Consider the following 26,636-nt stretch of genomic DNA (forward strand, 5'->3'; position numbering starts at 1 on the left):
ATCACATAAAATAATAGTAAAGATATTTATATTGGAGGGTAAAAATGGGAGGATATTTAATTTACTTTTTGTTGATCATGATCATCCCCCTATGGGCGCAATTTAAAGTGCAGAATACGTATAAGAAGTTTTCAAAAATTCCAACAACCGCCGGCATTACAGGAGCAGAAGTGGCCCGGAAAATTTTGGATGCCAACGGTTTATATAATGTCCAAGTAAAAGAAACTCCCGGCATGTTAAGCGACCATTACAACCCGATTACGAAAACGGTGCATTTGTCATCAGACAACTTTCATCGCCAATCGGTTGCCGGTGCGGCTGTGGCGGCCCATGAAGTTGGACACGCCATTCAAGACCAGCAGGGATACGCGCCTTTGCGCTTTCGGCACGCATTGGTCCCGGTGGCAAACATCAGTTCCAACCTTGCCTGGATTTTTATTATCATTGGGCTGATCTCCACTGCGTTTTCCAACATGCTGCTGATCGGGATTATCTTGATGTCAGCGGGAGTGTTATTCCAGCTTATTACGCTGCCGGTCGAATTCAATGCTTCTTCCAGGGCCATGGACCAAATCGTTACGCTGGGCTTAATTAGCAATACGGAAGAACGCGAGGCAAGAAAAGTATTGAATGCTGCAGCGATGACATATGTTGCGGCAGCTGCTGTCGCCGTGTTGGAATTGCTCAGATTAATTCTGATTTTTACAAATCGTGATTAGGGAAGAGCCCGGTGCTTTAGGCACCGGGCTTTTTTACATACAAGCGGGAGACCAGCGCCTCAGGTGCTCCTGCGCATAGCATATTCGAGGAAGCTTCGTTCAGCTCGTCGCAAAGCTGCAGAATGGTTACTCGAAGAAGCGGCTTTCCTGCGATAAGTCAACATCGGCTCGACGTACAGGACATGCTAGTGCAGGCGAAGCGACAGGACAAGGAAAGCTTCGACAGCATCGTCATCGTGAAGAAAAAGCGTAAGCTTTTTCGAGGACGTCGCAGCCTGAGCCTGCCGACGCACAGGACGTGCTAGTGCAGGTGATGCGACAGGACGTCGCAGCCTGAGCCTGCCTTTCGTCGCCGTGTTTCCTTTATCCTATTGCGGAGTGCTCCAGTCTGTACGTCGATGGGCAAGGCGCTTGCGTTTTCTTTATATATCAAGCGGCCTTTTGTTTTCATCCAGCGTGAATCCTTCGCCCATCACATCGTGGACGACAATGACAGACACAAATGCCTGAGGGTCAATCGTTGTAATGATTCGTTTTAAATTTACAATTTCATTTCGGCCAACCACACAATAAAGAACATCTTTTTCTTCTTTTGTAAAAGAGCCCCGGCCTTTTAGTACGGTTACGCCCCGCCCCATGTCTTTCATAATGGCATCGGCCACCTCATCATGATGATTCTCGGAAATGATCATGGCACCTCTTGCTGCATAAGCACCCTCCTGCATGAAATCAATCACCCGGGCTCCGACAAAAACAGCTACAAGCGTATACATCGCTTCGCGATGGTCCAAGTATGTCATCAAAGATACAAGGATGACGCATGCATCAAATACGAACATTGTCCTGCCCATGCTAATGCCTTTATATTTGTATACAAGGCGGGCGATAATATCAACGCCTCCCGTCGTTCCACCAAAGCGAAAAATCATCCCGAGGCCGATCCCGGCAAACACCCCGGCAAACAGCGCAGCGAGAAAAAGGTCCCCGTCCAATGGAATGGAAAGCTGGAACCTTTGAAAAATGAATAAAAATATGGATACGGCTACCGTTCCAATCATGGTATATAGGAAAGACCTTTTACCCAGCAATTTCCAGCCAATTAAAAATAATGGCACATTCAACAGCAAATTTGTGATGGAAGGATCAATGCGAAACTGAAAATAGAGAAGAAGGGTAATCCCCGTAAATCCGCCTTCAGCCAAATGGTTTTGCATGTTAAAATGGACAAGTCCGAATGCAAAAATGCCCGCCCCCAATAAAATAAACAGGATATTTTTTACATTTAATTGAAAAGGCACCATGTCTTCTCTCCCTGTAATTTTTTTCACCAAGCATTTCACATTATATCCAATAAACCCATTGAACGGCAACTTGAGGCATTTTCATTTGTATAAAAAAAAGGAATTAGCTAACATATGGTAAGAAGGTGAAAATCATGGATCATGAAAAAACGTTAAAGGAAATGCAAAATGAAGTGGATGACTATATTGGCCAGTTTAAGGAAGGGTATTTCAGCCCATTGGCCATGACAGCCAGACTAACGGAAGAATTGGGGGAATTGGCAAGAGAAATCAATCATTATTACGGAGAGAAAAAGAAAAAAACGAATGAGAAAGAAAAAACGATAGAGGAAGAACTGGGCGATTTGCTGTTTGTCGTTATTTGCCTGGCCAATTCCCTCGGTATCGATTTGCAGGACGCTCACGACCGTGTCATGCATAAATTCAAAACGAGAGATAAAGACAGATGGACTAAAAAAAGCGAAGGTGAACAAAATGAATAATATGATAAACATTGTTGTAGCCGGTCCGCGGGGAAGAATGGGCAGGGAAGCGGTCAACCTTGTCAAAGAAACACCGCATTTTCGGCTCGCCGGCGTCCTTGACCGAGTCAATAACAGGAAGCTGTTATCCGATGTGGAAGGTTTTGCAGGATTGGACGTTCCTGTTTTTACCGATATACATGAATGCTTCCAGCAAATAGAAGCCGATGTGCTGATCGATTTAACAACACCCGATATTGGTTTTTTACATACGAAAACAGCTTTGGAAAACGGGGTGCGCCCCGTTGTCGGCACGACGGGTTTTACACCGGAGCAACTTGAAGAGTTAAAGGAGCTTGCCAAGCGGAACGGAATTGGCGGCATCATCGCTCCGAACTTCGCTGTCGGCGCCGTGTTAATGATGAAGTTTGCCCAAACGGCCGCAAAATATTTTGAAGACGTTGAAATCATTGAAATGCACCATGATCAAAAATTGGATGCACCGTCCGGGACTGCCGTTAAAACGGCAGAAATGATTAGTGTAAACAGGGAACCTAAAAAACAGGGGCACGAAAACGAAAAAGAAACGATTTCAGGTGCAAGAGGCGCCGATGTTGACGGCATGCGGATCCACAGCGTGAGACTCCCCGGATTGGTTGCGCACCAGCAGGTGATCTTCGGGTCTGGCGGACAAACATTAACGATCAGGCATGATTCATATAACCGGGCATCTTTTATGTCGGGAGTGAAAGTATCGGTGGAAACTGTTCTTAAATTAGATACCCTTGTCTACGGTTTGGAATCAATCATAGACTAAAAAGGGGGATTATTGTTGAAACTGAATCACATTGATATACTCGCTTTTGGGGCCCATGCCGATGACGTAGAAATCGGCATGGCCGGTTCTTTATACAAATGGGCGAATGAAGGCAAAAAAATTGTCATCTGCGATTTAACCGAGGCAGAGCTATCTTCCAACGGAACAGTAGAAACAAGACGTGGAGAAGCATTGGAAGCTGCACGCAGGCTGCATGTGCAGGAGCGGATTAATTTGCATTTCCCGGATCGGGGCTTATTCCTGAAAGAAGAATACATCAGAAGCATCGCGGGGGTTATTCGCCGTTATAAGCCTGTTCTTGTTTTTGCCCCCTTTTGGGAAGACCGGCATCCTGACCATGGCAATTGCAGGAAGCTGGTGAAGGAAGCGTTTTTTTCGGCCGGTATTCAAAAATATGAAGCAGATGGCCGAAGTGGACATAAAGCAAGGCAGTTACTATACTATTTTATAAACTGCCAGCCGCGGCCTGATTTTGTCGTGGATATTTCTTCGTTTATCGAACAGAAGCTGTTTGCCTTGCGCGCATACGAATCGCAGTTCATGAAACGGCCAAATGGGGTAGAGACAGTGCTTACAAGCGGTTATTTGGAAAGAATCGAGGCAAGGGAGAGGCTTTATGGCCTTGAAGCGGGTGTTGCTTTTGCAGAGGGGTTTAAAACGGATCGCCCTGTACTTGTAAACAACAACATATTTGGGGAAGGCTTATAGCTTATGAAACTAAAAATTGGCATTACATGTTACCCGACGGTGGGAGGCTCGGGTGTCGTTGCGACCGAGCTGGGTAAACTGCTGGCAGAAAGAGGGCACAAAATTCATTTTATCTCTTCCAATATTCCGTTTCGGCTGAATAGATGGGATCCCAACATTTTCTTTCACCAAGTAACCGTAAATCAATACTCTCTTTTTCAATACCCTCCATACGACATTGCCCTGGCCAGCAAGATGGCTGAAGTGATCAAACGGGAGCGATTGGATATATTGCATGTCCATTATGCGATCCCCCATGCAGTTTGTGCGATTTTGGCAAAACAAATGTCGGGGCGGGATGTCAAAATCGTAACAACGCTTCATGGAACCGATATATCCGTATTGGGTCATGATTCAACCTTGGCGGATGCCATCCGTTTTGGCATTGAAAAATCTGACCGGGTAACAGCCGTATCATACGCCCTTGCCGAACAAACCCGAACGGTCGTATCACCTGATAAAGAAATTGATGTCATTCACAATTTTATCGATGACAGGGTGTACAAAAAGATCCGTGTAAACGGATTGAAAGAGGCATACAACATATTACCGGATGAAAAAGTCATCATACACGTTTCCAATTTCCGGCAGGTTAAAAGGGTGCCGGATGTTGTTTTGGCTTTTTCAAAAATCGTTGCCCGCATGCCGGCCAAATTGCTGCTTGTCGGTGACGGGCCGGACATGACAGAAGTGTGCAATCTCGTAAAAGAATTATCCTTAGAGGGCAAGGTCTTGTTTCTTGGCAGGCAAGACCACTTGGAAGAATTATATTCAATGAGTGATTTAATGCTGCTTCTGTCGGAAAAGGAAAGCTTTGGACTGGTAGCACTTGAGGCCATGGCATGCGGTGTCCCTTGCATCGGAACGAGAATCGGCGGGATTCCCGAAGTTATTGAAGAGGGGTACAACGGTTTTCTCTGCGATCTTGGAAACACCGACGAGGCAGCAGAAAAAGCATTGGTGCTTCTGCAAAATGAGGAGGTGCTGGAAACTTTTTCAGCGAATGCCGAACATACCCCGCACGAACGGTTTCAGGCCGATCACATCGTATCCATGTATGAAACGCTGTATACGTCGCTCCTTAATCATTGAGAAGGAAGGATCAACGGAATGAAAGAACCTTTTTTGTCTGCATTGCCGCTTATTCATGAAATTGAAGCGGCAGGTTTTGAAGCATGCTTTGTCGGCGGGTCTGTGAGAGATTTTTTGCTTGGCAGAGAGATTCATGACGTCGATATTGCAACATCGGCGACACCGGATGAAATGAAAAAGATATTTTCAAAAACAGTCGATGTCGGGATTGAACACGGGACGATTATGGTCATTCATGGTGGAAAAGGATATGAAGTTACGACTTATCGTTCTGAACATGACTATAAAGACTACAGAAGGCCCGAATCTGTTACATTTGTCCGGAGCTTATACGAGGACTTGAAAAGACGGGATTTTACGATGAACGCCATCGCCATGGATAAAAAAGGAAATTTCATTGATCCTTTTGAAGGCCGTTCGGCACTTTCCAAAAAGGTCATTGCAGCAGTCGGTTCGGCCGATGAGCGCTTTCGGGAGGACGCCTTGCGGATGATGCGGGCAGTGAGATTTGTCAGCCAGCTCGGTTTTCATTTGGACGAAAAAACTGAAAATGCGATGAAACAACATGCCCGATTGCTTCAGCATATTTCCGTTGAAAGAGTAACGGCTGAATTTGCAAAACTGTTAAATGGAAAGCATAAAAAGAAAGCTTTTGAATTGCTTCTCAAAACAGGCATTTACATGTATTTGCCTTCTTTATTCAATAAGGAAGAGGTTGTGCGTTCGGCGTCCAGGCTGGAAATCTCTTCTTTAAAAGAAAATGATATGTGGCTTTTGGCTTTATATTTGTCCGGGGAAAATCCTGTTACAACACTGAAAAAATGGAGACTTCCTTCCAAAAAAATCAAGCTGCTTGCCCAGGCTCTTCCGTGCCTGCTGCGCCGCCAGCACCACGATTGGAGCGGTTTTGAGTTGTTTGCTGCCGGAAAAGAGATGGCCATTCTTGTAGAATCGGTTTTTTTGACGATAGGGGGGGAGGAGGCTGATGTAGCCCATCTGATGGACATGTATGATAATCTGCCCATTAAATCGTTGAAGGAATTAGCCGTAAACGGCCATGATCTGATCCGCTGGACGGATAAACAAAGCGGGCCCTGGATGGGAAAAGCCCTCCATGAGGCGGTACATGCAGTCATAAATGGAGAAGTCGCAAATAATAAACAAGAGATCAGGAGTTGGATGGAAAATTGTCGATTGATATAAGGAAACAATTGATCAAAGCTCTTTCCGATGCCGATGGCGAATTTTTGTCCGGCCAGGCGCTTGCCGAAAAAATCGGTTGTTCCAGGACGGCTATTTGGAAACATATTGAAGAATTAAGGAAGGACGGCTTTGTTTTGGAAGCTGTCAGAAACAAAGGCTACAAGATCGTAAATACACCGGAAGACCTGACTGAAAGCGAAATTTTATTTGGCCTGGAAACTGATCGGTTTGGACGGTACATACACTTTTATGAATCGGTTGAATCGACCCAAAAGGAAGCACATCGGCTCGCCTATGAAGGAGCTCCCGAGGGGACAATTGTCGTGTCTGAAGAGCAGAGAAAGGGCAGGGGCCGGCTTGGAAGGGACTGGTCTTCATTGCCGCAAAGGGGTATTTGGATGAGCATGATTGTCCGCCCGGATCTGCCTCCCCAAAAAGCCCCGCAGTTTACTTTGATCACGGCTGTTGCAGCAGCCAATGCCATCGATGATGTGACCGGTCTCTACCCGGAAATTAAATGGCCGAACGATATTTTAATAAACGGCAAAAAAGTGGTCGGGATCTTGACGGAGCTGCAGGCGGAAGCGGATAAAATTTCTTCTCTTATTATCGGTGTGGGGATGAATGTGAATCATGGTCGCGACGATTTTCCCGAAAGTGTGAGAAAGACAGCCACTTCTTTGTCCATTGAAAAAGGAAACCAGGTTTCCAGGGCCAAAGTGATCCAGGCATTTTTGAAACACTTTGAAAAATACTATCAATTATATTTGGAAAAGGGATTTGCACCCATTAAAATATTATGGGAAACGTATGCGGTCAGCATTGGAAAAGTCATAGCCGCAACTACCGTTACAGGCAAAATTGTCGGCAGGGCCCTGGGAATTACGGAAAATGGCGTATTATTGGTTGAGGATGAAACAGGTACGGTCCATGAAGTTTACTCTGCCGATATTGAACTATCGGATTTTTAGAGGATGTTCGAAAAGTCGCCAAATGATCAGCGGCGAATCTCTTCGTTGGCTCGTTTCTGGCAGCTCTTATTTAAAAACATGCATTCCGTTGCGGAAAACAAGCCGCCTCTACCTGCTTGCGGCGCACACGATGTGCTGGTGCCGACGTTGCCACAGCGGCCTTCTGATTTTGCCAACTTTTTGAACACGCACTTATAGAATTTTTTTATTTATTTTGCTATGATGTTATTGGGCGGTATCATAACGAGCTGCACCTTTTGGTTGATTTGTCATTTATATTTTTTTCTGCCTTGATCCATGGGGACGGGGACAGAGGACCGAAGCGAGTGAAATGGATGTTACGGGAGTCCTTCTGCCTTTTTGGAGAGGGACTCCTTTTGTATTTTTATCATCCAATTGCTCGAAATAATTCGCTCCTCTAAAAAAGGAGGAATGGAAGATGAAAACAACGGTTGATTTTTTGAAAATGAAACAGGCGGGGGAAAAAATTGCCATGGTAACCGCGTATGATTTTCCCCAGGCCAAGCTTGCTGAAGCAGCAGGGGTGGACATCATTCTTGTTGGGGATTCTCTTGGGATGGTTGTGCTCGGCTATGATTCCACCGTACCCGTTACTGTGCATGACATGGTTCATCACACAAAAGCCGTAAAACGGGGGGCAACAGATACGTTTGTTGTAACGGATCTTCCTTTCATGTCTTTTCATATCAGCAAGGAAGAAGCGATGAGGGCGGCTTGCCGCATCATGCAGGAAACCGGCGCCAATGCTGTCAAAGTAGAGGGCGGCGGCGAAGTGATCCAGACAATCCGGGCCTTGACAAAAGCGGGGGTTCCCGTCATGGGGCATTTGGGATTGTTGCCGCAGACTGCAGGAGTGCTCGGCGGCTATAAGGTGCAGGCCAAGACAGCGGAAGCTGCAGAAGAGCTGATGAAAGAAGCCAAAAAGTGTGAAGAGGCGGGTGCCTTTGCACTCGTGCTTGAGTGCATTCCCCAGCAGCTCGGCCAAGAAGTATCGAAGCAATTGAGCATTCCGGTTATTGGGATTGGTGCCGGTCCCGGCACGGATGGACAAGTTCTTGTTTTTCATGATTTGGCATCATTTGGTGTTGACAGAATCCCGAAATTTGCCAAAAAATATGCCGATGCCAATGAATTGGTTACCGGCGGATTGAAGCAATATGTTCACGAAGTAAAAAATGGCGTATTTCCCGATGCACAATTACACACATTTAATATGGAACAAAGCCAGTTGGCTTCTTTGTACGGAGGAAAATAAATTGAAAATCATCAGCCATAAAAGAGAGATGCAGCAAATGGCGAAGCAGCTTTTGTCCAGCGGCAAAACGATCGGATTCGTCCCGACGATGGGATATCTCCATGAAGGGCACCTAACCCTTGCACGTGAGGCGAAACGGAACAATGATATCGTTGTCATGAGCATTTTCGTCAATCCGCTCCAATTTGGACCGGGAGAAGATTATGAAGCATATCCCCGGGATCAAAAAAGAGATGAATTGCTTGCGGAAGCTGCGGGTGTTGATCTTTTGTTTATTCCGAGTGTTGCGGATATGTATGATGCCGAAATGTCAACAAAAATGACCGTCGTAAAACGCAACAATGCTCTATGCGGGAATGACAGGCCCGGACATTTTGACGGGGTGGTCACCGTACTGGCAAAATTGTTTCACATCGTTATGCCGGACAAGGCATACTTCGGCCTGAAAGATGCCCAGCAGTTTGCCATAGTTTCGGGCATGGTAGCCGATTACGATTTTCCGGTACAGCTTGTACCCCTTGAAACCGTACGGGATTCAAGCGGACTTGCTATCAGTTCGAGAAATGTTTATTTATCCGATCGTGAAAAAGAGCAGGCACCATCCATTTATAAGAGCTTGCTATTGGCAAAAAACAAGATTGAAAATGGGGCGACAAACATCGGGGAAATAAAAAGCGTAGTCACAGATTATTTAAAGTGCCATACGGATGCCACGGTCGATTATGTGGACATCTTATGTTATCCGGAGCTTGCCCCCCTTGAAAAAGTACAAGGGCGTGTAATCATTGCCTTGGCCGTCAAATTTTCAAAGGCCAGGCTGATTGACAACATCATCCTGGATGTATAAAAAAACTGCCCGCAGCCACCGGAGGCTGCGGGCATTTATATTCTGTTCCTGTGGCTGAATCAACGATCGTATGGTACACTATCATGGAGCCGGATACCGGCAGCGATTAAAGGTGTGAAAGAAATGGATAAAAGATATGTCACGGTGGATCTGGAAACGACCGGCAATTCTTTTGAAAAGGGCGACAGGATCATCCAGATTTCGATCGTGATCCTCGAAAAAGGAAAAATGATTGATCAATATACATCACTTGTAAACCCCGGGAAGCCCATTCCGGATTTTATTCAAGAATTGACGGGAATTGATGATCAAATGGTGTCCAAGGCCCCCAGATTTGAAGATATTGCCGATGAAGTATGGACGATTCTCGATCAGTCCATTTTTGTTGCCCATAATGTCAAATTTGATTTGGGGTTTTTGGGCGGGGAACTTACAAATGCAGGAAAACATCGCCCAATGAACTTGACCCTGGATACCGTCGAGCTGGCGAAAATCCTTCTTCCCTGTTCACCAAGTTACAAACTGCAAGATTTAAGCGATCAGATGAACTTGATTCATAACAATCCCCATCAGGCGGACAGTGATGCCATGGCAACCGCGGAACTTTTTCTCCTTTTGCTGAAAAAAGCGGAAAGTTTGCCCTTGGTTACGTTGGAAATGCTAAATCGCCTGGCGGAAAATGTGGACAGCGGCCTGGCTTTTTTATTTGGGACAATACTTGCCCAAAAACAGAAAAATACGGAAGACCTTCCTGCGCATCTGGAAATATTCCGCGGCATTGCTTTAAGAAAAAGCGCAGATGCCAAAAAAGAGGTTGCCTTAATACCGGAAAAGTTTCCGTCGCAAAGAGATGAGAAGGCCAATCTATTTCAGCAGTATTTTCACCATTTTAGCCTTCGTGAAGGACAATTTGAAATGATGGATACAGTATACGAGGCGTTGACTTCGAATACCCATGCCCTGATTGAAGCGGGGACGGGAATTGGCAAAACAATCGCTTATTTGTTTCCTGGCATTTATTTTGCAGTCAGCCACAATAAACAAGTAGCCATCAGTACGTATACGGTCCATCTTCAACATCAATTGATCGAAAACGAACTGGACAAACTGAAAAATCTGATCCCCTTTCCTTTTACGACGGCCCTTTTAAAGGGAAGGGACCATTATATAAGCCTCTTCCGGTTTGAACAATCACTGCGGGAAAATAATGACTCTTTTGACGAGGCCATTACAAAAATGAAAATACTTGTATGGCTTGTTCAAACGGAAACGGGCGATGTGGATGAATTGAATTTATCAGGCAGCGGTACACTTTTTTGGGAAAAGATCCGCCACCCAAACAGGATCGTACATCAACCGAAAGACCCGTGGCACAAAAAAGATTTTTATTTGCGGGCAAAAAGACAAGCGTTCCAAGCCGATATCATCATCATGAATCATGCCAGCCTGATCAAAAGCCTGGAAGGACGGATGGATATCCCGCCGGTTGAATACTTTATCATCGATGAGGCACACCAGCTTGAAAAAGCGGCACGAAATACGTATGGTGCCCGGTTGGGATATCGGGATGTCAAAATCATGTTGGACCGAATGGGTACATCCGAAAAACAAAAGCTTTTATATAAGCTGGAAAAAAGTGTAAAACGGCTGAACCTGGAGCCAAATATACATGTATTGGAATTGGACGAAGCCCTGAAAAGTTTGGATTTTGAATTAAAAGATTTATTTTTGCTAATGGAACAATTGCTTTTGCAGCAATTCAAGAAAGGTACTAACAAAGCTCAGGTAAGCATCACAAACGAGACAAGGCTTGAAAGGAAATGGCAATCGATCGTTCTAAGTGCGGAAAGGATGGCGGCCGGACAGCGCTTCATCCAAAAAGGAATGGAAGAGCGGCTTGCCCTGTTGGAAAAGTCGGCTAATAAGCTCACACCGGAAGAGCTGGCACTGATTGGGGAAACGGCGGGTTTTTGTGAACAATGGAAAACCATTCAGACAAATCTCGACAGATTGATGATTCATCCGAAAGGTGAAGAAATTGTCTGGATTGAAGGCGAGAAAAAACAGTTGTTAAACAGGACATTCATTTATGGACAGCCGCTTGAGGCCAATCGTTTTTTATCCGAAAAGCTGTTTGCTGCGGCGAAAAGTGCCGTTTTAACCTCGGCTTCCATGACCGTAAACCGTTCGTTCAAATTTTTTGCCGAAGAATGCGGCATCCAGCCATTTCAAAAGATCGAAAAAATCATTGAATCTCCATATGATTATAAAAAGAAGGCAAAGCTGTTTATACCAAGCGACTTGCCTGAAATTCGCACGGTCACGGGCGATGAGTATGCAGAAGCGATTGCTTGTCATTTAATTGCCATTGCCAATGCAGTCGGGGGGCGAATGCTTGTTTTATTTACTTCCCATGAAATGCTGAGAAAAACGCATAATTTGCTGAAGGACAGCAATGAGCTGAATGAATACGTCCTTCTGGCTCACGGAATATTATCGGGAAGCCGCCAGCGCCTTCTGAAAACTTTCCAGCAGTTTGCAAAGTCCATTTTGTTGGGTACAAACAGCTTTTGGGAAGGGATTGACATGAATGGGGAAAGTTTATCCTCGATTGTCGTCATCAGGCTTCCTTTTTCACATATCCACGAACCGGTAGCCGCAGCGAAAATGGCGGCTATCAAGGCGGCGGGAAAAAATCCGTTTTCCGCATATTCGCTGCCTAACGCCATCATACAATTTAAACAAGGGTTCGGAAGGTTGATCCGGAACGAGGCGGACCGGGGGGCATTCTTTGTGTTTGACCGCCGAATCGTTACAACGATGTATGGAAACGCGTTTCTGCGTTCACTTCCCCCGATTGAGGTGGAACAAAAACCTTTAAAGCAGCTTATCCCGGCAATTGAGCAATGGTTGGCCAACCAATAGAACGCCGCAATTGCGGCGTTCACGGATGTGGACTAGAATTTATTTTAACGTCATTCCCATCATGTTATAATGATGAGTGAACAATGCGTTGTTTAATCATATTTTGGCTTTTAAACCGACGGTTATGAGTAACAAATTTTGTGTATGTGACGGATACCGCGGTAAAAGAGGGATGGTAAATGTACAAATGGCTTACGATCGTTTTTTCGGGCCTGCTGCTGCTCGCAGCAGCGGGAGGATACATATACAAAAAGGCGATGGATCCAATCAAGCAGGCCAGACAAGAGGCGGAACAAAGAGTAAACGCCGATAAAAAATTGAAGCAGGTCGATGATTTTTATCTATACAATGGGTCGGAAACGTATTATGTTATGATTGGTGAAGAAAAAAACGGCGAAAAAGTCGTATTTTGGATTCCGGAAAAAAAAGATAAAAAAATCATTGAAAAAAAACTGGCGGACGGGATTTCCAAGCAGGAAGCCATCGAAAAGCTGGTGAAAGAAAAACAGCCCAAAGAAATTCTTGGCGTCAGGCTTGGAATGGAAAAAAAACTTCCCGTATGGGAATTGTCGTATTTGGACAAAAAATCCAATTTAAATTATTATTACATTCATTTTGACACCGGAAAATGGTGGAGGAACATTGAAAATTTATAAGGAAGAAGGGATCGCATGAATATTCAATTATCAAACCGTGTTTCAAAAGTAACACCTTCATCCACTTTGGCCATCACAGCCAAAGCAAAGGAATTAAAACAGAGCGGGCTTGATGTCATTGGCCTTGGTGCCGGAGAGCCTGATTTTAATACGCCGGAAAACATTATTGAAGCGGCTTGCCGCTCCATGAAAGAAGGTCACACAAAATACACGGCAACCGGCGGTTTGCCCGAATTGAAGAAAGCCATCATCGACAAGCTCAAAAGGGATCAGGGGCTTGATTACAAACCGTCGGAAATTATTGTGACAAACGGTGCCAAACATGCTTTGTATACCCTTTTTCAAGTGATTTTGGATGAGGGGGATGAAGTCATTATTCCGACCCCGTATTGGGTAAGCTATCCGGAACAGGTAAAGCTGGCTGGAGGAAATCCAGTCTATATTGAAGGAGAACAGTCCCGTCATTTTAAAATAACAGCCGACCAGCTGAAAGCTGCCATTACGCCAAAAACAAAAGCTGTCATTATCAACTCGCCGAGCAATCCGACAGGGATGATTTATACGAAAGAAGAGCTGGAAAAAATCGGGGAAGTTTGCCTGCAGCATCACATTGTTGTCGTATCGGATGAAATTTACGAAAAACTTTTATATGACGGCAACCAACACGTATCCATTGCGGAAATTTCCCCTGAACTGAAGCAGATAACCGTGATCATTAATGGTGTTTCAAAATCGTATTCCATGACGGGCTGGAGGATCGGGTACGCTGCGGGTGATGAGAAGATCATTAAAGCCATGACAGACGTTGCCAGCCATTCCACATCCAATCCGGCTGCGGCATCCCAGTACGGGGCTATTGAAGCCTACAACGGAACACAGGAACCTGTTGAACGGATGAGACAGGCCTTTGAAGAAAGAATGAACATCATCTATAAAAAGTTAAATGAAATACCGGGAGTCACATGCCTGAAGCCGCAGGGAGCCTTTTATTTGTATCCCAACGTAAAAGAGGCTGCCCAGATGACCGGGTTTGAAGATGTGGACAGTTTTGCCGGAGCATTGCTGGAAGAAGCGCTTGTTGCCGTAGTACCCGGATCCGGCTTTGGGTCACCGGAAAACATCCGGCTTTCTTATGCCACTTCCCCGGATCTGCTTGAAGAAGCAATCCGCCGAATTCATTCTTTTGTTGAGGAAAAGAGCCGATAAACGATCTTGCGTTGATAAATGCCACGTGCGTGCTGTACGTGGTTTTTCCATCAGGAGACTAATAACCTCCACATGAAAAAAGATGAGGTGCTGAATGTGGATAAAGAAATTATCGTGTCGTGGATGGAAGCCGGTATGATCCAATTACCAGGTATACTGTTAAGCAAATATAGACAAATCGGCCTTGACGAAAAAGAGTTGGTGCTGCTTTTGCATATCCAATTCTTTATTGAAGGGGGAAACGGATTCCCGACGCCCGAGCAGTTGTCTGAACGGATGACCATTTCTGCGGGAGAGTGTTCCGCCATGTTAAGAAAGCTCGTCCAAATGCAGCTCATTGCGATAGAAGAGGGACTTTCCGAGGACAAAATCCGTTTTGAAAAGTATTCTTTAAAGCCGCTCTGGATTCGGCTTGCAGAAGAACTGAGCGCTGAAAAAAAACAGCAAAACCTGGAAAATACGCTTCATGATGAGCATGATTTATACACGGTCTTTGAGCAGGAGTTTGGCAGGCCCCTTTCCCCGATGGAATGTGAGAACCTCGCCATGTGGCTGGACGAGGACCACCAGGACCCGGCGATTATAAAAGCGGCATTGAGAGAGGCGGTCATATCGGGGAAACTGAATTTTCGTTATATTGACCGCATATTATTCAATTGGAAGAAAAATGGGATTAAAACGATTGAACAGGCCCGAATGCACGGAATCCAATTCAGGCAAAAGACTGCTAAACAAGGGCCCAAAACCATTTCAAACGAACCATCCAATACAATCCCGTTTTATAACTGGCTGGAACAATAAAGGCAGGTGATTGCAGAATTGCTGAATAAACAAGAAGTTCGCCATTGTCTTGACACAATGGGCGAGATGTTTCCCCATGCCCGGTGCGAGCTGAACCATTCCAATCCTTTTGAACTTGTGATTGCCGTACTGCTTTCCGCGCAATGTACAGATGTTCTCGTCAATAAAGTAACGAAAACATTGTTTGAAAAATATAAAACACCCGCAGATTATTTGGCAGTTTCCGAAGAAGAACTGCAAAATGACATCCGTTCGATCGGCTTGTTCAGGAATAAGGCGAAAAACATTCGCAAGCTGTGCAGCATTCTGATAAACGAATATAATGGCGCCGTACCGGGTGACCGGGACGAATTAATGCGCCTTCCCGGAGTGGGCAGAAAAACAGCCAACGTCGTCGTATCGGTAGCATTTGGAGTCCCGGCCATCGCTGTGGATACACACGTGGAAAGAGTCAGTAAACGCCTTGCTTTTTGCCGCTGGAAAGACAGCGTACTGGAAGTCGAAAAAGCATTGATGAGGAAAATACCGAAGGAAGAATGGTCCATCAGCCATCACCGGATGATCTTTTTTGGCCGCTACCATTGTAAGGCGCAAAACCCGCAATGTACCGTTTGTCCGCTGCTGGACCTTTGCAGGGAAGGGAAAAAAAGAACGAGGAAAATGGAAAAACAGCTAGCTGATTAAAGAAAACAAGGAAAAGAGGGCGCTTTGCGCCCTCTTTTCCATGGATTTTACTCATTATCTCTATTTGCCGGACGATTGGCTGGTGGAGGGGGAGGACCGCCGGATCCGTCCGGATTGTCATCCGTGCCCTCGTTTGAATCGCCTCCGGTCTGATTGCCTCCGTTTCCTCCGGAATCACCGTTATTGTTTCCGTCATCCTTATTTTGATTACCGTTATTGCTATTCTTGTCCTCGCCATTTTGATTGCCGTTATTGTTTTGATTGCCATTGTTGTTTTGATTGTCGTTTCCGTTGTCAATTTCTTCATCAACAGGCGGGTTTTCGTCATCTGCCGGTTCTTCTCCATTTACTTGATCCTCGTCTTCCTGATCCTCTTCCTCTGCCGGGACAGTTACACTTGCAGAACCAGAAGAGCTCGTTTGCGAATCCCTGACGGCAGTCACCCGGATGGAATACGTTTTGCCGGGTTCGACATCGCTTATTGTATAACTCGTATCGGTTATTTGGCCAAGATCTTTTTCTGTTCCGGCGATATTCACTTTTACTTTAAACTTTAGGTCTTTTTCCCCTGAGTCGGGATGATTCCAGGTGAATACAACAGCGTTTTCCGCTTCTTTATATTCGCCGGATACGGACGGGGCATCCAGTTTGTCATAAGCCTGTGATACTTCTTTCGGTTCGGTTCCGGCTACAAACAGCTCATATACGATATTACTTTCCGGCGTATACTTGCTCGGTTTTTTCGCCGGGTTGGAGCCTTTTTCGACAGCTGCCCGTACTACGCTTTTTGGCATTTTGAAGTCCGGTGTATCCATTCCGGAAGAAGCGTGAGTCATCAGGTTTTTAAACAAGTGCTGGGCAATTTTTAAATCTTTCGGCAGGATCGGATTCTCGCGTTTTTCATATCCGGTCCAAACAGCAATCGTATAGTTCGTTGTATAACCGGCAAACCATGAATCCGGAGAACTTCCATCCGGAATATTATGTTTAATTATGTCTTCTTTGGAATAGTTGGTCGTACCCGTTTTTCCGGCTACCGGAAGCCCCGGAATAGCAGCTGCGCTTCCCGTTGCCCCGGCCTTTCCGGAAAGGACATCCTTCAGCATGTCGGTAACCATGTACGCGGTGGAATCCTTCATGGCAATTTTCGGTTCCACTTTGTTTTTAATGTCCGTTTCACCGTCCATCAACACGATTTTTTTGACCGTGTGCGGTTTATTGTACATGCCGTTGTTGCCGAATGCCGCAAAAGCTCCGGCCAATGTATAGGGTGACGGATGCTGCTTGCCCCCGCCGATCGAGTCGGACTCTGTCATAGCGATATCTTCAAAGCCCAATCCAGCCGCAAACTTTCTGACATTTTCTGCTCCCACTTCCTGGAAAGCTTTTAATGCCGGGATGTTTCTGGAACGGTATAAGGCTTCCCTGATCGACATTTGCCCTAGATGACTGTTGTCGTAGTTGTTGATCGGTGTACCGCCTGTATACGTATAAGGCTCGTCCTTGATTTGTTCGTACGTTGACCAATTTAAATTTTCAATGGCCGGGCCGTAATCGAAAATCGGCTTCACTGTCGATCCCGGCTGTTTGTCGCTGAGCTGTGTAGCGTAATTCCGCCCGCGTTTTACGTCTTTGTTCCGGCTGCCTCCGATCGCTCTTACCTCGCCGGTTTTGGTATCCATTAACACGATTCCCGCTTGAAATTTATCATCGGGATATTGAACGACCTCATCCGTATATAGCATTTTTTCGGTATATTGCTGTGCATCGGGGTCAAGGGTTGTATAAATCTTTAACCCGTCGGAAAATACGTTATAATCCCCGAGCTCCTCCACTTCTTTGATCACTTGGTCAACGAAGGAATCATATTTATATGTGTCCTTCTTGTTTTCCTCTTCGGGTACGAGCGTTTCAGTGACAGATATTTTCTTTGCCTTTTCCATTTGTTCTTTGTTAATTTTGCCATGCTGGTGCATAAGAGACAGGACAACATTTTTTCTTTTGTCGGCATTTTCCGGGTGCTCGTACGGATTGTATCTGTTCGGGCTTTGCGGCAATCCGGCCAGGAATGCAGCCTCTTGGAGCTCAAGTTCATCAAGCGTTTTGCCAAAATAGTACTTGGAGGCTGTTTCAATTCCGTGAATACCGTTGGAATAATATATTTTGTTTACATACATCTCAAAAATCTGGTCTTTGGTAAAATTCTTTTCCAGTTGAATCGAAAGCCATGCTTCCTGTGCTTTTCTTTTCAATGATTTTTCATCTGACAAGAATGAACGCTTTACAACCTGCTGGGTCAAAGTGGAAGCCCCTTCGGATCCAAAACCGCGGGAGACGTTCGCAAGTACAGCCCCTGCAAGCCGCCTGAAGTCAATCCCGTGATGCTTATAAAAACGAACGTCTTCAGTGGCAAGTACAGCATCTTTTACTTGCTGGGGAATATCATCAATTTCAACATAGTCCCGGCGTTCCGTTCCAAGTGTCGTAAATACCTCCCCGTTCATATCCAGCAATTCGGATGCGACGGGATCAACAAGCAGCTTTTTATCCAGTTTCGGGGCATCTTTCACGTACCATGCAAAGGCAGCGGCCCCTGTAGCCAATCCGGCAAAGAAAAGTAAAGCAACAAACAGAAAGACTTTTTTTAGAAAGCCTCTCGGCTTTTGTTTTCCCTTTTTTTGTTTTGTCGATTTTCGGCGTTCTGTCCGTGTTTGAAACTTGTCTGCCATATAAAAAATCCCCGCTTTCAATATTAAAGAAGTTCTTGTGTTTTCTGTTAAAATTCATAAATCTCCCGTACAACCTTCAAATAGTCGATTTTTGGCCGGTAGCCGAGCTTAATTTTATGGCCATGGGCGACGATCTCTTTTTTGGAGATCGACTTTCGCCCTCCGGAAACCATGCGGTCCCAAAATTCAAATAAAAACTTGCTTTCCAGCAAAAATATTTCTTCAGTTGCCGAAAATCTGATGATGACGAATGCTATGCCATTCTGATTGACAACATGATGCATATGTTCGATTTGATGGGAGTGAAAGTTTTTTAAAGGGAATGATGTCCTGCTTTTTGTTTCTTTTGCTTCAAAATCTATATACCTGCCTTCACAGACGCCGTTGTAATCCGTCGTCGACGCCTGTCGAAAGTACGCTTCCTTGATGACGGCAGTGCTTCTTTTGGCATAGTCCACATGGACAATTTGGACCGGCGTCGGTTTTTTGTGAATGACAGCCATTCCGTTTGCCAAATAATATTGGTTTGTTTCATTCAGATCTTCCTCCAGTGTCATGCCCCTGTTGCTGTAGTTGGCTGCGGCCGGGCTTTTTTGGTTCCCGGCGGACAGGTTCTCGTATTTACGGCCATTAGGATAATGAAATTCCATGTTTCATCCCCCTTTATGGACTAAATTATATCATAGCAGAAAAAAATGAATAAAAATAAGAAAATGTGACCATGAAAAAATAAAGGAACGAGAAGATCCATCGGTTTCGTAAGATACCCCCATATTCCAATGATCATTTTATAATAAATTCAATCTGCCAGAAAGTATTATAAGGGAATATGGATCATATATCACGGACAAAATGTTGTCAATCACGCTTTCGTTTTTAATGGGCGGGCAACACCGGTTTTCAGACAGAGGTGATTCAGCATTCTCCTGTCTTTATCTTCATCATCTTTCATGTTTTTCGATAATGTGAATAAAAAAGGAACATTTGGCGATTTGCTTCTAGTTTTGTCACCAAGGCAGGAAGATCATTGAAAAGGGAGAATACGTTACCCAACAGTTTCGTGGAGGGATCAAAATGAATAAGCAGGAGTGCATCGGCAAATTGGAGGAAATCAAGGCGCAATTGGAGCAGTTGGAACACCAAATTGCCCGGCGCGTAAAAAGCGAGGAAACCAGATTGGGTGCGGAAATGACAAAGGAAAATATGGAAGTTGGGAAAAAGCTGGCTCATTTGGAATTGACGAGTGCAAGAGAGAAGATCAGGCGCTACCAGGTTTCTTGAAATGTCCATGACACTTGAATTGCATGCCGGGAGCTTGTAAGATAAAACAAGCAGCCTCAAAGCTGCTCCTTTTTGTTATAGGAGCTGATTGAAATTGGATGAGGAACAATTAAAAAATTTGACGGATCAACTTCTTCATTATTGCCATGAAGCTTCATCAAACTTTCAGCGCACACGGGAAAGCGGGGCGGAGGGGGATTTTTATGGAGAGGTCAAGCCTTTTGCCGATCAAGTGAAAAAGCTGTGTGAAAAATGGGAACCTCTGGCTGTAAAATGGACGATTGCCCGCAAGCCAAAAAAAATTTTTCCCCAGCAAATCAAAAACACGGCCGAAAACATCCAAATGGTTTCCGTCCGCTCCTTTTATCCCGATTCAAGTTTAAAAAGATTCAAGAGCCATATACAATCGGTCGAATATGTGTTAAACCGCATTGTGGAAGAAATCAATAAAAATAAATCCCGCTGACAACCGTCAGGGGATTTATTTTTACTTGAAAGTCGAGAAAGTATTAATGTCTTTTTTTAAAATGTAACCGCTTCCAAAGGCGTGATTTTTCCATCCTGATCAGCTTCTGTCAGTTACCTGATTTTTCATTTTGATAAACGGGGTCCGGATTTTTTGCACCGAGTGCTTCCAATTCACGAATTATGTTTCGAAATTCCTTTACGGTCATTTCATTGTTAATGTATGTTTGCTTCGCAAAGTCCAACAATTGGCTGACATCCTCAATTGCATGTGATCTCTTCTGCAAAAACCTTTGCTTTAATTCGTGAATTGTCATGTACATTCCTCCTAAGCTTTTTTTTCATAGTAACATAATTTTTCCTGTTTGCTTTTTTATAGAAAAATAAGACTTCAGACAAAAAACCTGACAATTCGACATTGTTTCATATACGATTTTGATCGTGGCACAAATATTTGCCTATGGGCATAAAATTATAGTGACTTAAGCAGAAGGCAGGGGAGGATTATGCATTTCTTTCACGGTCATTATCCACATTTTTTTCGGTATACCCCTTCTCCATACCAGCATTATGCAGCGCCCTACGGGCCGGGAGGGTTTCAAATGCAGCCAATTGAATTGCAAGGTTATGGGGGATTTCCCAATTATTCGTTCCAGCAGCAAACGTTAAATGGCCATTACATTGCCGGTGCCGGCCAGCCCCACCATTATGGTCCGCCAAACACTCAGCCGCAATTGTTTCAAAATCCACTGCAGCCCGAGGATGACAAGGGGGCTTCACAGCAAGATTACGGGGTAGGCCCTCAACCGTACCAAGTTCCAAACCAGCCGCCGGGTTTTTTTCCAAAACCTCCTCCGAGCCAATTGGGAACGATTCTGAATTCATTTAAATCACAAAGCGGAACTTTGGATATTAATAAAATGGTTGATACTGCCGGCCAGATGATGAATGCATTGACACAATTGTCCAATATGGCAAAAGGAATAGGCGGGCTTTTTAAAGGTTAAAGATAGGGCATTTTGGACAATATAAACAAGAGATAACAGAATGAAAAAAGGAATCGGTGTTTCGAACCGGTTCCTTTTAAGATATTTCGATTCTTTTTCCCTTTATTTTTGGAATTTGAATATTCAGCAAGCCATTTTTGAAAGAAGCTTTTACACCCTTATTGTCAATTGGTTTGGCCAAGGGAATCGTCCGTGTGGATTTTTTCATTGTTTCTTTTCGCTGGATGATTTCCTTATATTCATTTTCCGCGGTGAAAGATTCATGGTGAAGCACCGATATCGTTACGTGTTGATTCCATACGTCGATGGCAATTTGTTCTTTTTGAATTCCCGGAAGTTTGGCATCAATGATATATTCCTTCTCCGTTTCTTTCAGTTCTGCCGGAAAGCTGCTGAACGGGGTGGATGAAAATAATTCGTCCATGCTTTCCAATAATCCTTTTACGGGGCGGTGTTCAAAAAAATCATTCATTGCTTTCAAAAAGTAATTAACGGTTTCAGATGGATGTCCAGGCGATTTTTTATCTGGGGATTTATCCGTCATCTTATGTGCTCCTTTCCTTTTTGTGTTAGTGTATGACGGATTTATAAAAAAGTTCTTTGGGGAATGTCTCCGTCATTTCCCGGGCAAGCGCAACTTTCGACTTTCTCGCGGGTTTTTTATCGGGATTTGTTGAAATGGAAAGAAAATTGAGCGAAAGTTTTCAAAGTCGGGCCTGGCGGAAGCCGCGAACGGAAAGGGAAAATAGGTGTTTGTATTAGTACATGGTTTCATTTTCCTCATAGGTTATAGTGTAAACAAATTAACCCATACGGAAAGGAGATTTATTATGTTTTTAAATTGCGGAACCCAGGTTTTGCCTGCGGTTGTCCATCCAACAAAATGCTGTGTAAAGCATAGACTTTATAATTATGTCATTCCGGAAATCCATCCTTCACATACGACAACGGTCAATCATATTAATTATCAGCACCAGCATTCGTTCCCGCACACCGAATCTGTCGTGAATGAAGTGACAAACACTCAATCTTGCGCTCCACCACCAGGACCCGGAATGGTTCCGCCCCAAGGCTCCGGATTTGGCCCTCCAATGCCAGGATTCGGCCCCGGACCGATGATCCCTTATTAGCGTTGACAATAGTCCGGACTGATACAAGGATGAATGAAGGGCATATTCATCCTTGTAATCGGCTGATCCCAAATGCACGGATTAAGCGAAATGAAAAAGTGCTGCTGTAAAATTGACAAATGCTTTATATTTTGAAAGAATAATAGTAATGTCGTTGGAATTTGAGGTGGTCTCGAATGATGGCTGATAAATTAAAATTAACTGCCAAGGAAATATTGGAAAAAGAATTTAAAACGGGTTTTCGCGGTTATAAACAAGAAGAAGTTGACAAGTTTTTGGATCTGATTATTAAGGATTACGAAGCAATGCATACAATCATCGATGAAATGCAGCAGGAAAATGTAAGATTAAAAAAGCAATTGGAGGAGAGTAACCGGAAGCAGCATGTACAGCCGGCCGGCACGACGAATTTTGATATTTTAAAACGGCTGTCGAATTTGGAAAAACACGTATTTGGCAGCAAGCTCGATGAAAATTATTAACATTTCCAATTAATGGCGCTTGTATTTTTGCTCTCTACATACTATAATAATTATTCAACGTAAAATAACATTCGGGTAATCGCTGCCATGTTTCCGTGGCAGAGGAAAGTCCATGCTCGCACGGTGCTGAGATGCCCGTAGTGATCACGCCTGGCGAAACAATAAGCCAGGGCAGCCAGAAATTTGGCTGACGGCAGGGAAAGCATCTAAGTCTTTGATATGATGCGAATACCTTTAAAGTGCCACAGTGACGAAGCCTTGCCGGAAACGGCAGGGGTGGAACGAGGTAAACCCCGTGAGCGAGAAACTCAAATGATGGTAGAGGCACTCTTTCCGAGGAATTAAGGAACGAGGAAAGAGGCGGGCGATTGACGCCTGCAGATAGATGATTACCGCCGGAGTACGAGATCGGCCTATGATCACATGCAGTACGATGGCACAGAACATGGCTTACAGAATGTTATTGGATAGGCAAGAAACATTTTCAATGAACAACCTTCCCGAGCCGGAAGGTTTTTTTAATTATCGGTCGAATAAAAAAATAATCATTGGAATATACTTTTTTTGTATACTTAACAAAAGAGGGAGTGATATTTTCGTGCCGCAGCCAATAAATGAACTGCAAAAAATCTCCAAAGCACTCATTTTGTCTTATGAAATCCTGCAGAAGGAAAATGTGCCGGACCTGGCCGCAAAGAATCTCCAAGATGCAGAACAAAGTCTTACTAAAGCGCTGCATTACGTATTGTCCAACAATGGCAGCCTAAGGGTAAAATGAAACGCTATGATCTTCCATCGCCGCGTTTCATTTTTTATTTGCCGATCTGCTGGACGATGGGACTCATATTATACTAATATGGTTAAAGGGAAGCCTTTGTCATTTGTTATGCAATGATTATTTAGAAGGGGGCTGTCACATGGCGGATTGTGTACTTGAAAAGGAAGGAAAATTCTTGAATTATGTAAAGAAAATGGAAGCCTATGATGAAGCACTTCAGCTTATTTATTGGGATATGCGGACAGGCGCGCCGAAAAAAGGGCTAAAGCAGCGGTCACAAGTGATCGGTGTCCTTGCTTCCGAACATTTTAACATGTCTACGTCTGAAGAAATGGCTGCATTTATTGCAAATTTATCAGGCAAAAAAGAGTCTTTATCAGATCTTGGCCAAAAAACGCTGGAAGAATGCACAAAAACTTATAATCAAAATATAAAAATACCCGCGGCAGAGTATAAAGAATATGTCATTTTGCAATCCGAAGCCGAATCGGTTTGGGAAGAAGCCCGGGCCAAATCCGACTTTGAGATGTTTCGGCCTTATTTGGAGAAGCTGGTAGCGTTTAACAAAAAGTTTATTGGCTATTGGGGCTACAAGGAAAATAAATATGATACATTACTGGATCTTTTTGAACCAGGGGTAACGGTAAAGACGATTGACAAGGAATTTGCAGCCTTGAAGGAAACGATTGTTCCGCTTGTAAGGAAAATTGCCGAGTCAGGGAAAAAACCGATCAAGGATACGCTTTGGCAATCCATGCCCATCAACAGCCAAAAAGAATTCAGCCTGAAAATATTGGAGCAAATGGGCTACGATTTTCAAGCCGGCCGGCTTGATGAAACGGTCCATCCATTTGCAACGGGACTAAATCCCGGAGATGTTCGTGTTACTACGAGATATAATCCAAACGACTGGCGGACTGCTGTATTTGGAACGATCCATGAAGGCGGACACGCCATTTATGAGCAAAATATTTCACAGCAATTGATCGGAACCCCGCTTTGTACCGGGACATCGATGGGCATTCATGAATCCCAGTCGCTTTTTTACGAAAATATTGTGGCGCGGGACCGGTCATTTTGGGTCCACAATTATGAACTGCTTAAAGCTTATGCCGACGGACAATTTGATGATGTTTCCCTTGATGATTTTTATTTCGCCATCAACGAGGCAAAGCCTTCCCTCATCCGGATTGAGGCGGATAATTTAACATATTCTTTACATATCATCATCAGGTATGAAATTGAAAAAGCATTGTTTAACGATGAAGTCCGCGTAAGAGACTTGCCGGAAATATGGAACGCCAAGTATGAGGAATATTTGGGGATCCGCCCGGATAACGATGCGGAAGGTATTTTACAAGATGTACATTGGTCGTCAGGCAGTTTTGGTTATTTTCCGTCCTACGCACTTGGTTACATGTATGCCGCCCAAATCAAACATGCAATGCTGCAAGATCTGCCTTCCTACGATGAGCTGTTGAAAAATGGCGAGCTGCTGCCCATAAAAGAATGGCTCAATAAAAAGATCCACCAGTTCGGAAAAACGAAAAAACCATTGGAAATCATTCATGATGTAACGGGTGAAAGCTTAACTGCAAGATATTTAACGGATTATCTCGTTGATAAATATTCGGCACTGTATGAATTATAATCTCTCGTCAATAAAAAAACGATTCGTTTTGCATATCGCGAAACGAATCGTTTTTTTTATTAAACTCCGGCCGGTGCTTTTTGGATTTTCCCTGCAAACGCCTTGGCATCTTCCATGTATTCGTTGAATTGGTCGATGTCCATTTGCTGCGCCGAATCGGAAAGGGCAACCGCGGGATCAGGATGAACTTCAGCCATGACTGCATCCGCTCCGATCGCAATGGCCGCTCTCGTGGCAGGAAGCAGGAGATCTTTGCGGCCGGTTGAGTGTGTAACATCCACCACCACAGGCAAGTGGGTTTCTTTCTTCAAGATTGGAACAGCAGAAATGTCGAGCGTATTTCTAGTTGCTCTTTCATATGTGCGGATCCCTCTTTCACAAAGAATGATCTGGTTGTTTCCTTGGGCATGGATGTACTCTGCCGCATACATGAACTCTTCAATTGTGGCAGCCAGTCCGCGTTTTAACAATACAGGCTTGTTGACTGCCCCGGCTACTTTTAATAATTCAAAGTTTTGCATGTTGCGGGCGCCGATTTGAATAACGTCAACGTACTCCAATGCCGTTTCCATGTCGTATGGGTTTAAAATCTCGCTCACAACGGCAAGGCCTTCTTCATCGGCCACTTGTTTTAAAATTTTTAATCCGTCCAAACCAAGTCCCTGGAAGTCATATGGAGATGTTCTCGGTTTGAAAGCTCCCCCGCGTAAAAGCTTGAGCCCGTGTTTTTTCAAGGCTTCCCCGACAACTTTTACTTGATCGTAGCTTTCAACGGCACACGGTCCCATAATAAAATGAGTCTGCCCGTCCCCTATTTTTTCCCCGTTTACCTCGACAATCGTGTCGTCGGCCTTTTTCTTTCTTGATACAAGCAGTGCCTGACGGTGATCATCTTCCTGCAATTCGAGGCTTGCTTTAAAAATTTGTTTAAAAATATGCTGAACAGTAGCAGTTGAAAATGGGCCTTCATTATGGTCGGCCAGCAAGTTCAGCAATTTACGCTCCTGAACAGGGTCAAAGCGCTTAACGCCCTGCATTTCTTTCAATTTCCCAATTTCTTGGGCAATACGGCCGCGTTCATTCAACAGTTCCAACATTTGCAACGTCGTTTTTTCAATTTGGGAACGCAATGATTCAAGATCAGACAACGATAAGCCCTCCTTATAAAATTTAACTTAACCTCTCCAATTTTGTTGAAGTTTTTTAACTTCAGGACTTCAACGCTGTAAAGCAGGTGTGTTATAATTTTTATTGATAGCTCAACACATTATACCGTTATTCATTTTTTGTCAATAGACTTTTTTAAATTAAGCTTTTTGCGATGTTCCCTTTTTTCGTATATACCCACAAAAAGAAAGCACGCTTTCAGAGGGCGGTGACAATGAA

At 44.3% G+C, this 26,636-nt stretch carries 27 protein-coding genes and 1 other RNA gene; 22 read left to right on the top strand and 6 right to left on the bottom strand.

Annotated features, from left to right (window positions below; translation table 11 throughout):
- Positions 1-44 precede the first annotated feature (44 nt).
- A complete protein-coding gene (locus AB1L08_RS08795) occupies positions 45-719 on the top strand; it encodes a zinc metallopeptidase (protein WP_413064289.1) in 675 nt (224 codons plus the stop codon).
- Between the two features lie 422 nt (positions 720-1,141).
- Here AB1L08_RS08795 and AB1L08_RS08800 read toward each other — a convergent pair whose 3' ends face one another.
- Positions 1,142-2,020, bottom strand: coding sequence for a YitT family protein (locus AB1L08_RS08800; protein ID WP_413064290.1), 879 nt, complete (start codon positions 2,018-2,020; stop codon positions 1,142-1,144).
- 134 nt (positions 2,021-2,154) lie between these two features.
- Here AB1L08_RS08800 and AB1L08_RS08805 point away from each other — a divergent pair, with 134 nt between their 5' ends.
- The 13 genes from AB1L08_RS08805 (at position 2,155) to nth (ending at position 15,727) form a co-directional block, all read left to right on the top strand.
- Positions 2,155-2,502 carry a nucleotide pyrophosphohydrolase gene (locus AB1L08_RS08805; RefSeq protein WP_413064291.1) on the top strand — a complete coding sequence of 116 codons (348 nt, stop codon included), beginning with the start codon at positions 2,155-2,157 and terminating at the stop codon, positions 2,500-2,502.
- Positions 2,495-3,298, top strand: coding sequence for a 4-hydroxy-tetrahydrodipicolinate reductase (dapB, locus tag AB1L08_RS08810; RefSeq protein ID WP_413064292.1), 804 nt, complete (start codon positions 2,495-2,497; stop codon positions 3,296-3,298). The genes AB1L08_RS08805 and dapB overlap by 8 nt, the downstream gene beginning before the upstream one ends.
- A 15-nt stretch (positions 3,299-3,313) precedes the next feature.
- On the top strand, positions 3,314-4,027 hold the full coding sequence (bshB1, locus tag AB1L08_RS08815; RefSeq protein WP_413064293.1) for a bacillithiol biosynthesis deacetylase BshB1: 714 nt from the start codon (positions 3,314-3,316) through the stop codon (positions 4,025-4,027).
- 3 nt (positions 4,028-4,030) lie between these two features.
- Positions 4,031-5,158, top strand: coding sequence for an N-acetyl-alpha-D-glucosaminyl L-malate synthase BshA (bshA, locus tag AB1L08_RS08820; RefSeq protein WP_413064294.1), 1,128 nt, complete (start codon positions 4,031-4,033; stop codon positions 5,156-5,158).
- An 18-nt stretch (positions 5,159-5,176) separates the two neighbouring features.
- A complete protein-coding gene (locus AB1L08_RS08825; RefSeq protein WP_413064295.1) occupies positions 5,177-6,361 on the top strand; it encodes a CCA tRNA nucleotidyltransferase in 1,185 nt (394 codons plus the stop codon).
- A complete protein-coding gene (locus AB1L08_RS08830) occupies positions 6,346-7,332 on the top strand; it encodes a biotin--[acetyl-CoA-carboxylase] ligase (protein ID WP_413064296.1) in 987 nt (328 codons plus the stop codon). Before AB1L08_RS08825 ends, AB1L08_RS08830 begins: the two co-directional genes overlap by 16 nt.
- 439 nt (positions 7,333-7,771) lie before the next feature.
- Positions 7,772-8,608: a 3-methyl-2-oxobutanoate hydroxymethyltransferase gene (panB, locus tag AB1L08_RS08835; RefSeq protein ID WP_413064297.1), complete on the top strand. Its 837-nt coding sequence runs from the start codon at positions 7,772-7,774 to the stop codon at positions 8,606-8,608.
- Between the two features lies 1 nt (position 8,609).
- Positions 8,610-9,455: a pantoate--beta-alanine ligase gene (gene panC / locus AB1L08_RS08840; RefSeq protein ID WP_413064298.1), complete on the top strand. Its 846-nt coding sequence runs from the start codon at positions 8,610-8,612 to the stop codon at positions 9,453-9,455.
- 123 nt (positions 9,456-9,578) lie between these two features.
- Positions 9,579-12,380 carry an ATP-dependent DNA helicase DinG gene (gene dinG / locus AB1L08_RS08845; RefSeq protein ID WP_413064299.1) on the top strand — a complete coding sequence of 934 codons (2,802 nt, stop codon included), beginning with the start codon at positions 9,579-9,581 and terminating at the stop codon, positions 12,378-12,380.
- A gap of 179 nt (positions 12,381-12,559) precedes the next feature.
- The gene (locus tag AB1L08_RS08850) at positions 12,560-13,036 is read left to right on the top strand and encodes a cell wall elongation regulator TseB-like domain-containing protein (protein WP_413064300.1); all 477 of its coding nucleotides are present in this window, start codon (positions 12,560-12,562) and stop codon (positions 13,034-13,036) included.
- A 21-nt stretch (positions 13,037-13,057) separates the two neighbouring features.
- On the top strand, positions 13,058-14,242 hold the full coding sequence (locus AB1L08_RS08855) for a pyridoxal phosphate-dependent aminotransferase (RefSeq protein WP_413064316.1): 1,185 nt from the start codon (positions 13,058-13,060) through the stop codon (positions 14,240-14,242).
- A gap of 72 nt (positions 14,243-14,314) precedes the next feature.
- Positions 14,315-15,043, top strand: a complete 729-nt coding sequence (locus AB1L08_RS08860; RefSeq protein ID WP_413064301.1) for a DnaD domain-containing protein — start codon at positions 14,315-14,317, stop codon at positions 15,041-15,043.
- An 18-nt stretch (positions 15,044-15,061) separates the two neighbouring features.
- Positions 15,062-15,727: an endonuclease III gene (gene nth, locus AB1L08_RS08865; protein ID WP_413064302.1), complete on the top strand. Its 666-nt coding sequence runs from the start codon at positions 15,062-15,064 to the stop codon at positions 15,725-15,727.
- 47 nt (positions 15,728-15,774) lie between these two features.
- Here the strand turns inward: nth and AB1L08_RS08870 are convergent, their stop codons facing one another.
- Entirely contained in the window at positions 15,775-18,456 is a 2,682-nt protein-coding gene (locus tag AB1L08_RS08870; protein WP_413064303.1) for a PBP1A family penicillin-binding protein, read from the bottom strand.
- 47 nt (positions 18,457-18,503) lie between these two features.
- The gene (gene recU, locus AB1L08_RS08875) at positions 18,504-19,106 is read right to left on the bottom strand and encodes a Holliday junction resolvase RecU (RefSeq protein WP_413064304.1); all 603 of its coding nucleotides are present in this window, start codon (positions 19,104-19,106) and stop codon (positions 18,504-18,506) included.
- A gap of 424 nt (positions 19,107-19,530) precedes the next feature.
- On the opposite strand from recU, the gene AB1L08_RS08880 reads away from it, so the two are divergent.
- Positions 19,531-19,737, top strand: a complete 207-nt coding sequence (locus AB1L08_RS08880; RefSeq protein WP_413064305.1) for a hypothetical protein — start codon at positions 19,531-19,533, stop codon at positions 19,735-19,737.
- A 94-nt stretch (positions 19,738-19,831) separates the two neighbouring features.
- Complete coding sequence (locus AB1L08_RS08885) at positions 19,832-20,203, top strand: YppE family protein (protein ID WP_413064306.1); 372 nt, start codon at positions 19,832-19,834, stop codon at positions 20,201-20,203.
- 109 nt (positions 20,204-20,312) lie between these two features.
- Here the strand turns inward: AB1L08_RS08885 and yppF are convergent, their stop codons facing one another.
- Positions 20,313-20,519: a YppF family protein gene (yppF, locus tag AB1L08_RS08890; protein ID WP_413064307.1), complete on the bottom strand. Its 207-nt coding sequence runs from the start codon at positions 20,517-20,519 to the stop codon at positions 20,313-20,315.
- Between the two features lie 285 nt (positions 20,520-20,804).
- Between yppF and AB1L08_RS08895 the strand changes: the two genes are divergently transcribed.
- Entirely contained in the window at positions 20,805-21,209 is a 405-nt protein-coding gene (locus tag AB1L08_RS08895; protein WP_413064308.1) for a YppG family protein, read from the top strand.
- A 76-nt stretch (positions 21,210-21,285) separates the two neighbouring features.
- Here the strand turns inward: AB1L08_RS08895 and AB1L08_RS08900 are convergent, their stop codons facing one another.
- Positions 21,286-21,753 (bottom strand): Hsp20/alpha crystallin family protein, encoded by a 468-nt coding sequence (locus tag AB1L08_RS08900; RefSeq protein ID WP_413064309.1) that lies wholly within the window; start codon positions 21,751-21,753, stop codon positions 21,286-21,288.
- A gap of 286 nt (positions 21,754-22,039) precedes the next feature.
- On the opposite strand from AB1L08_RS08900, the gene AB1L08_RS08905 reads away from it, so the two are divergent.
- The 5 genes from AB1L08_RS08905 to AB1L08_RS08925 all read left to right on the top strand — a co-directional run bounded on the left by AB1L08_RS08905 (position 22,040) and on the right by AB1L08_RS08925 (position 25,250).
- Positions 22,040-22,339 (top strand): CotD family spore coat protein, encoded by a 300-nt coding sequence (locus AB1L08_RS08905; RefSeq protein WP_413064310.1) that lies wholly within the window; start codon positions 22,040-22,042, stop codon positions 22,337-22,339.
- Between the two features lie 176 nt (positions 22,340-22,515).
- A complete protein-coding gene (gene gpsB, locus AB1L08_RS08910; RefSeq protein WP_413064311.1) occupies positions 22,516-22,821 on the top strand; it encodes a cell division regulator GpsB in 306 nt (101 codons plus the stop codon).
- A 67-nt stretch (positions 22,822-22,888) separates the two neighbouring features.
- An RNA gene (gene rnpB / locus AB1L08_RS08915) (RNase P RNA component class B) lies at positions 22,889-23,279 on the top strand.
- Between the two features lie 140 nt (positions 23,280-23,419).
- Positions 23,420-23,599 (top strand): hypothetical protein, encoded by a 180-nt coding sequence (locus tag AB1L08_RS08920; protein WP_413064312.1) that lies wholly within the window; start codon positions 23,420-23,422, stop codon positions 23,597-23,599.
- 139 nt (positions 23,600-23,738) lie between these two features.
- Entirely contained in the window at positions 23,739-25,250 is a 1,512-nt protein-coding gene (locus tag AB1L08_RS08925) for a carboxypeptidase M32 (protein ID WP_413064313.1), read from the top strand.
- A 59-nt stretch (positions 25,251-25,309) separates the two neighbouring features.
- On the opposite strand, the gene AB1L08_RS08930 is transcribed toward AB1L08_RS08925, so the two are convergent.
- Positions 25,310-26,398 (bottom strand): bifunctional 3-deoxy-7-phosphoheptulonate synthase/chorismate mutase, encoded by a 1,089-nt coding sequence (locus AB1L08_RS08930; RefSeq protein ID WP_413064314.1) that lies wholly within the window; start codon positions 26,396-26,398, stop codon positions 25,310-25,312.
- Positions 26,399-26,636: the final 238 nt, after the last annotated feature.

This window comes from Siminovitchia jepli, from assembly GCF_047228825.1.
GTDB lineage: Bacteria > Bacillota > Bacilli > Bacillales > Bacillaceae_C > Siminovitchia.

Bases quoted from the DNA above. Each gene is read 5' to 3' on its own strand.
- AB1L08_RS08800 (WP_413064290.1), bottom strand. From the start codon at position 2,020: ATGGTGCCTTTTCAATTAAATGTAAAAAATATCCTGTTTATTTTATTG.
- AB1L08_RS08795 (WP_413064289.1), top strand. From the start codon at position 45: ATGGGAGGATATTTAATTTACTTTTTGTTGATCATGATCATCCCCCTA.
- AB1L08_RS08895 (WP_413064308.1), top strand. From the start codon at position 20,805: ATGCAGCCAATTGAATTGCAAGGTTATGGGGGATTTCCCAATTATTCG.
- AB1L08_RS08880 (WP_413064305.1), top strand. From the start codon at position 19,531: ATGAATAAGCAGGAGTGCATCGGCAAATTGGAGGAAATCAAGGCGCAA.
- recU (WP_413064304.1), bottom strand. From the start codon at position 19,106: ATGGAATTTCATTATCCTAATGGCCGTAAATACGAGAACCTGTCCGCC.
- dinG (WP_413064299.1), top strand. From the start codon at position 9,579: ATGGATAAAAGATATGTCACGGTGGATCTGGAAACGACCGGCAATTCT.
- panB (WP_413064297.1), top strand. From the start codon at position 7,772: ATGAAAACAACGGTTGATTTTTTGAAAATGAAACAGGCGGGGGAAAAA.
- AB1L08_RS08850 (WP_413064300.1), top strand. From the start codon at position 12,560: ATGTACAAATGGCTTACGATCGTTTTTTCGGGCCTGCTGCTGCTCGCA.
- AB1L08_RS08860 (WP_413064301.1), top strand. From the start codon at position 14,315: ATGAAAAAAGATGAGGTGCTGAATGTGGATAAAGAAATTATCGTGTCG.
- AB1L08_RS08900 (WP_413064309.1), bottom strand. From the start codon at position 21,753: ATGACGGATAAATCCCCAGATAAAAAATCGCCTGGACATCCATCTGAA.
- AB1L08_RS08870 (WP_413064303.1), bottom strand. From the start codon at position 18,456: ATGGCAGACAAGTTTCAAACACGGACAGAACGCCGAAAATCGACAAAA.
- yppF (WP_413064307.1), bottom strand. From the start codon at position 20,519: ATGACAATTCACGAATTAAAGCAAAGGTTTTTGCAGAAGAGATCACAT.
- dapB (WP_413064292.1), top strand. From the start codon at position 2,495: ATGAATAATATGATAAACATTGTTGTAGCCGGTCCGCGGGGAAGAATG.
- AB1L08_RS08905 (WP_413064310.1), top strand. From the start codon at position 22,040: ATGTTTTTAAATTGCGGAACCCAGGTTTTGCCTGCGGTTGTCCATCCA.
- gpsB (WP_413064311.1), top strand. From the start codon at position 22,516: ATGATGGCTGATAAATTAAAATTAACTGCCAAGGAAATATTGGAAAAA.
- AB1L08_RS08825 (WP_413064295.1), top strand. From the start codon at position 5,177: ATGAAAGAACCTTTTTTGTCTGCATTGCCGCTTATTCATGAAATTGAA.
- AB1L08_RS08925 (WP_413064313.1), top strand. From the start codon at position 23,739: ATGGCGGATTGTGTACTTGAAAAGGAAGGAAAATTCTTGAATTATGTA.
- bshA (WP_413064294.1), top strand. From the start codon at position 4,031: ATGAAACTAAAAATTGGCATTACATGTTACCCGACGGTGGGAGGCTCG.
- AB1L08_RS08805 (WP_413064291.1), top strand. From the start codon at position 2,155: ATGGATCATGAAAAAACGTTAAAGGAAATGCAAAATGAAGTGGATGAC.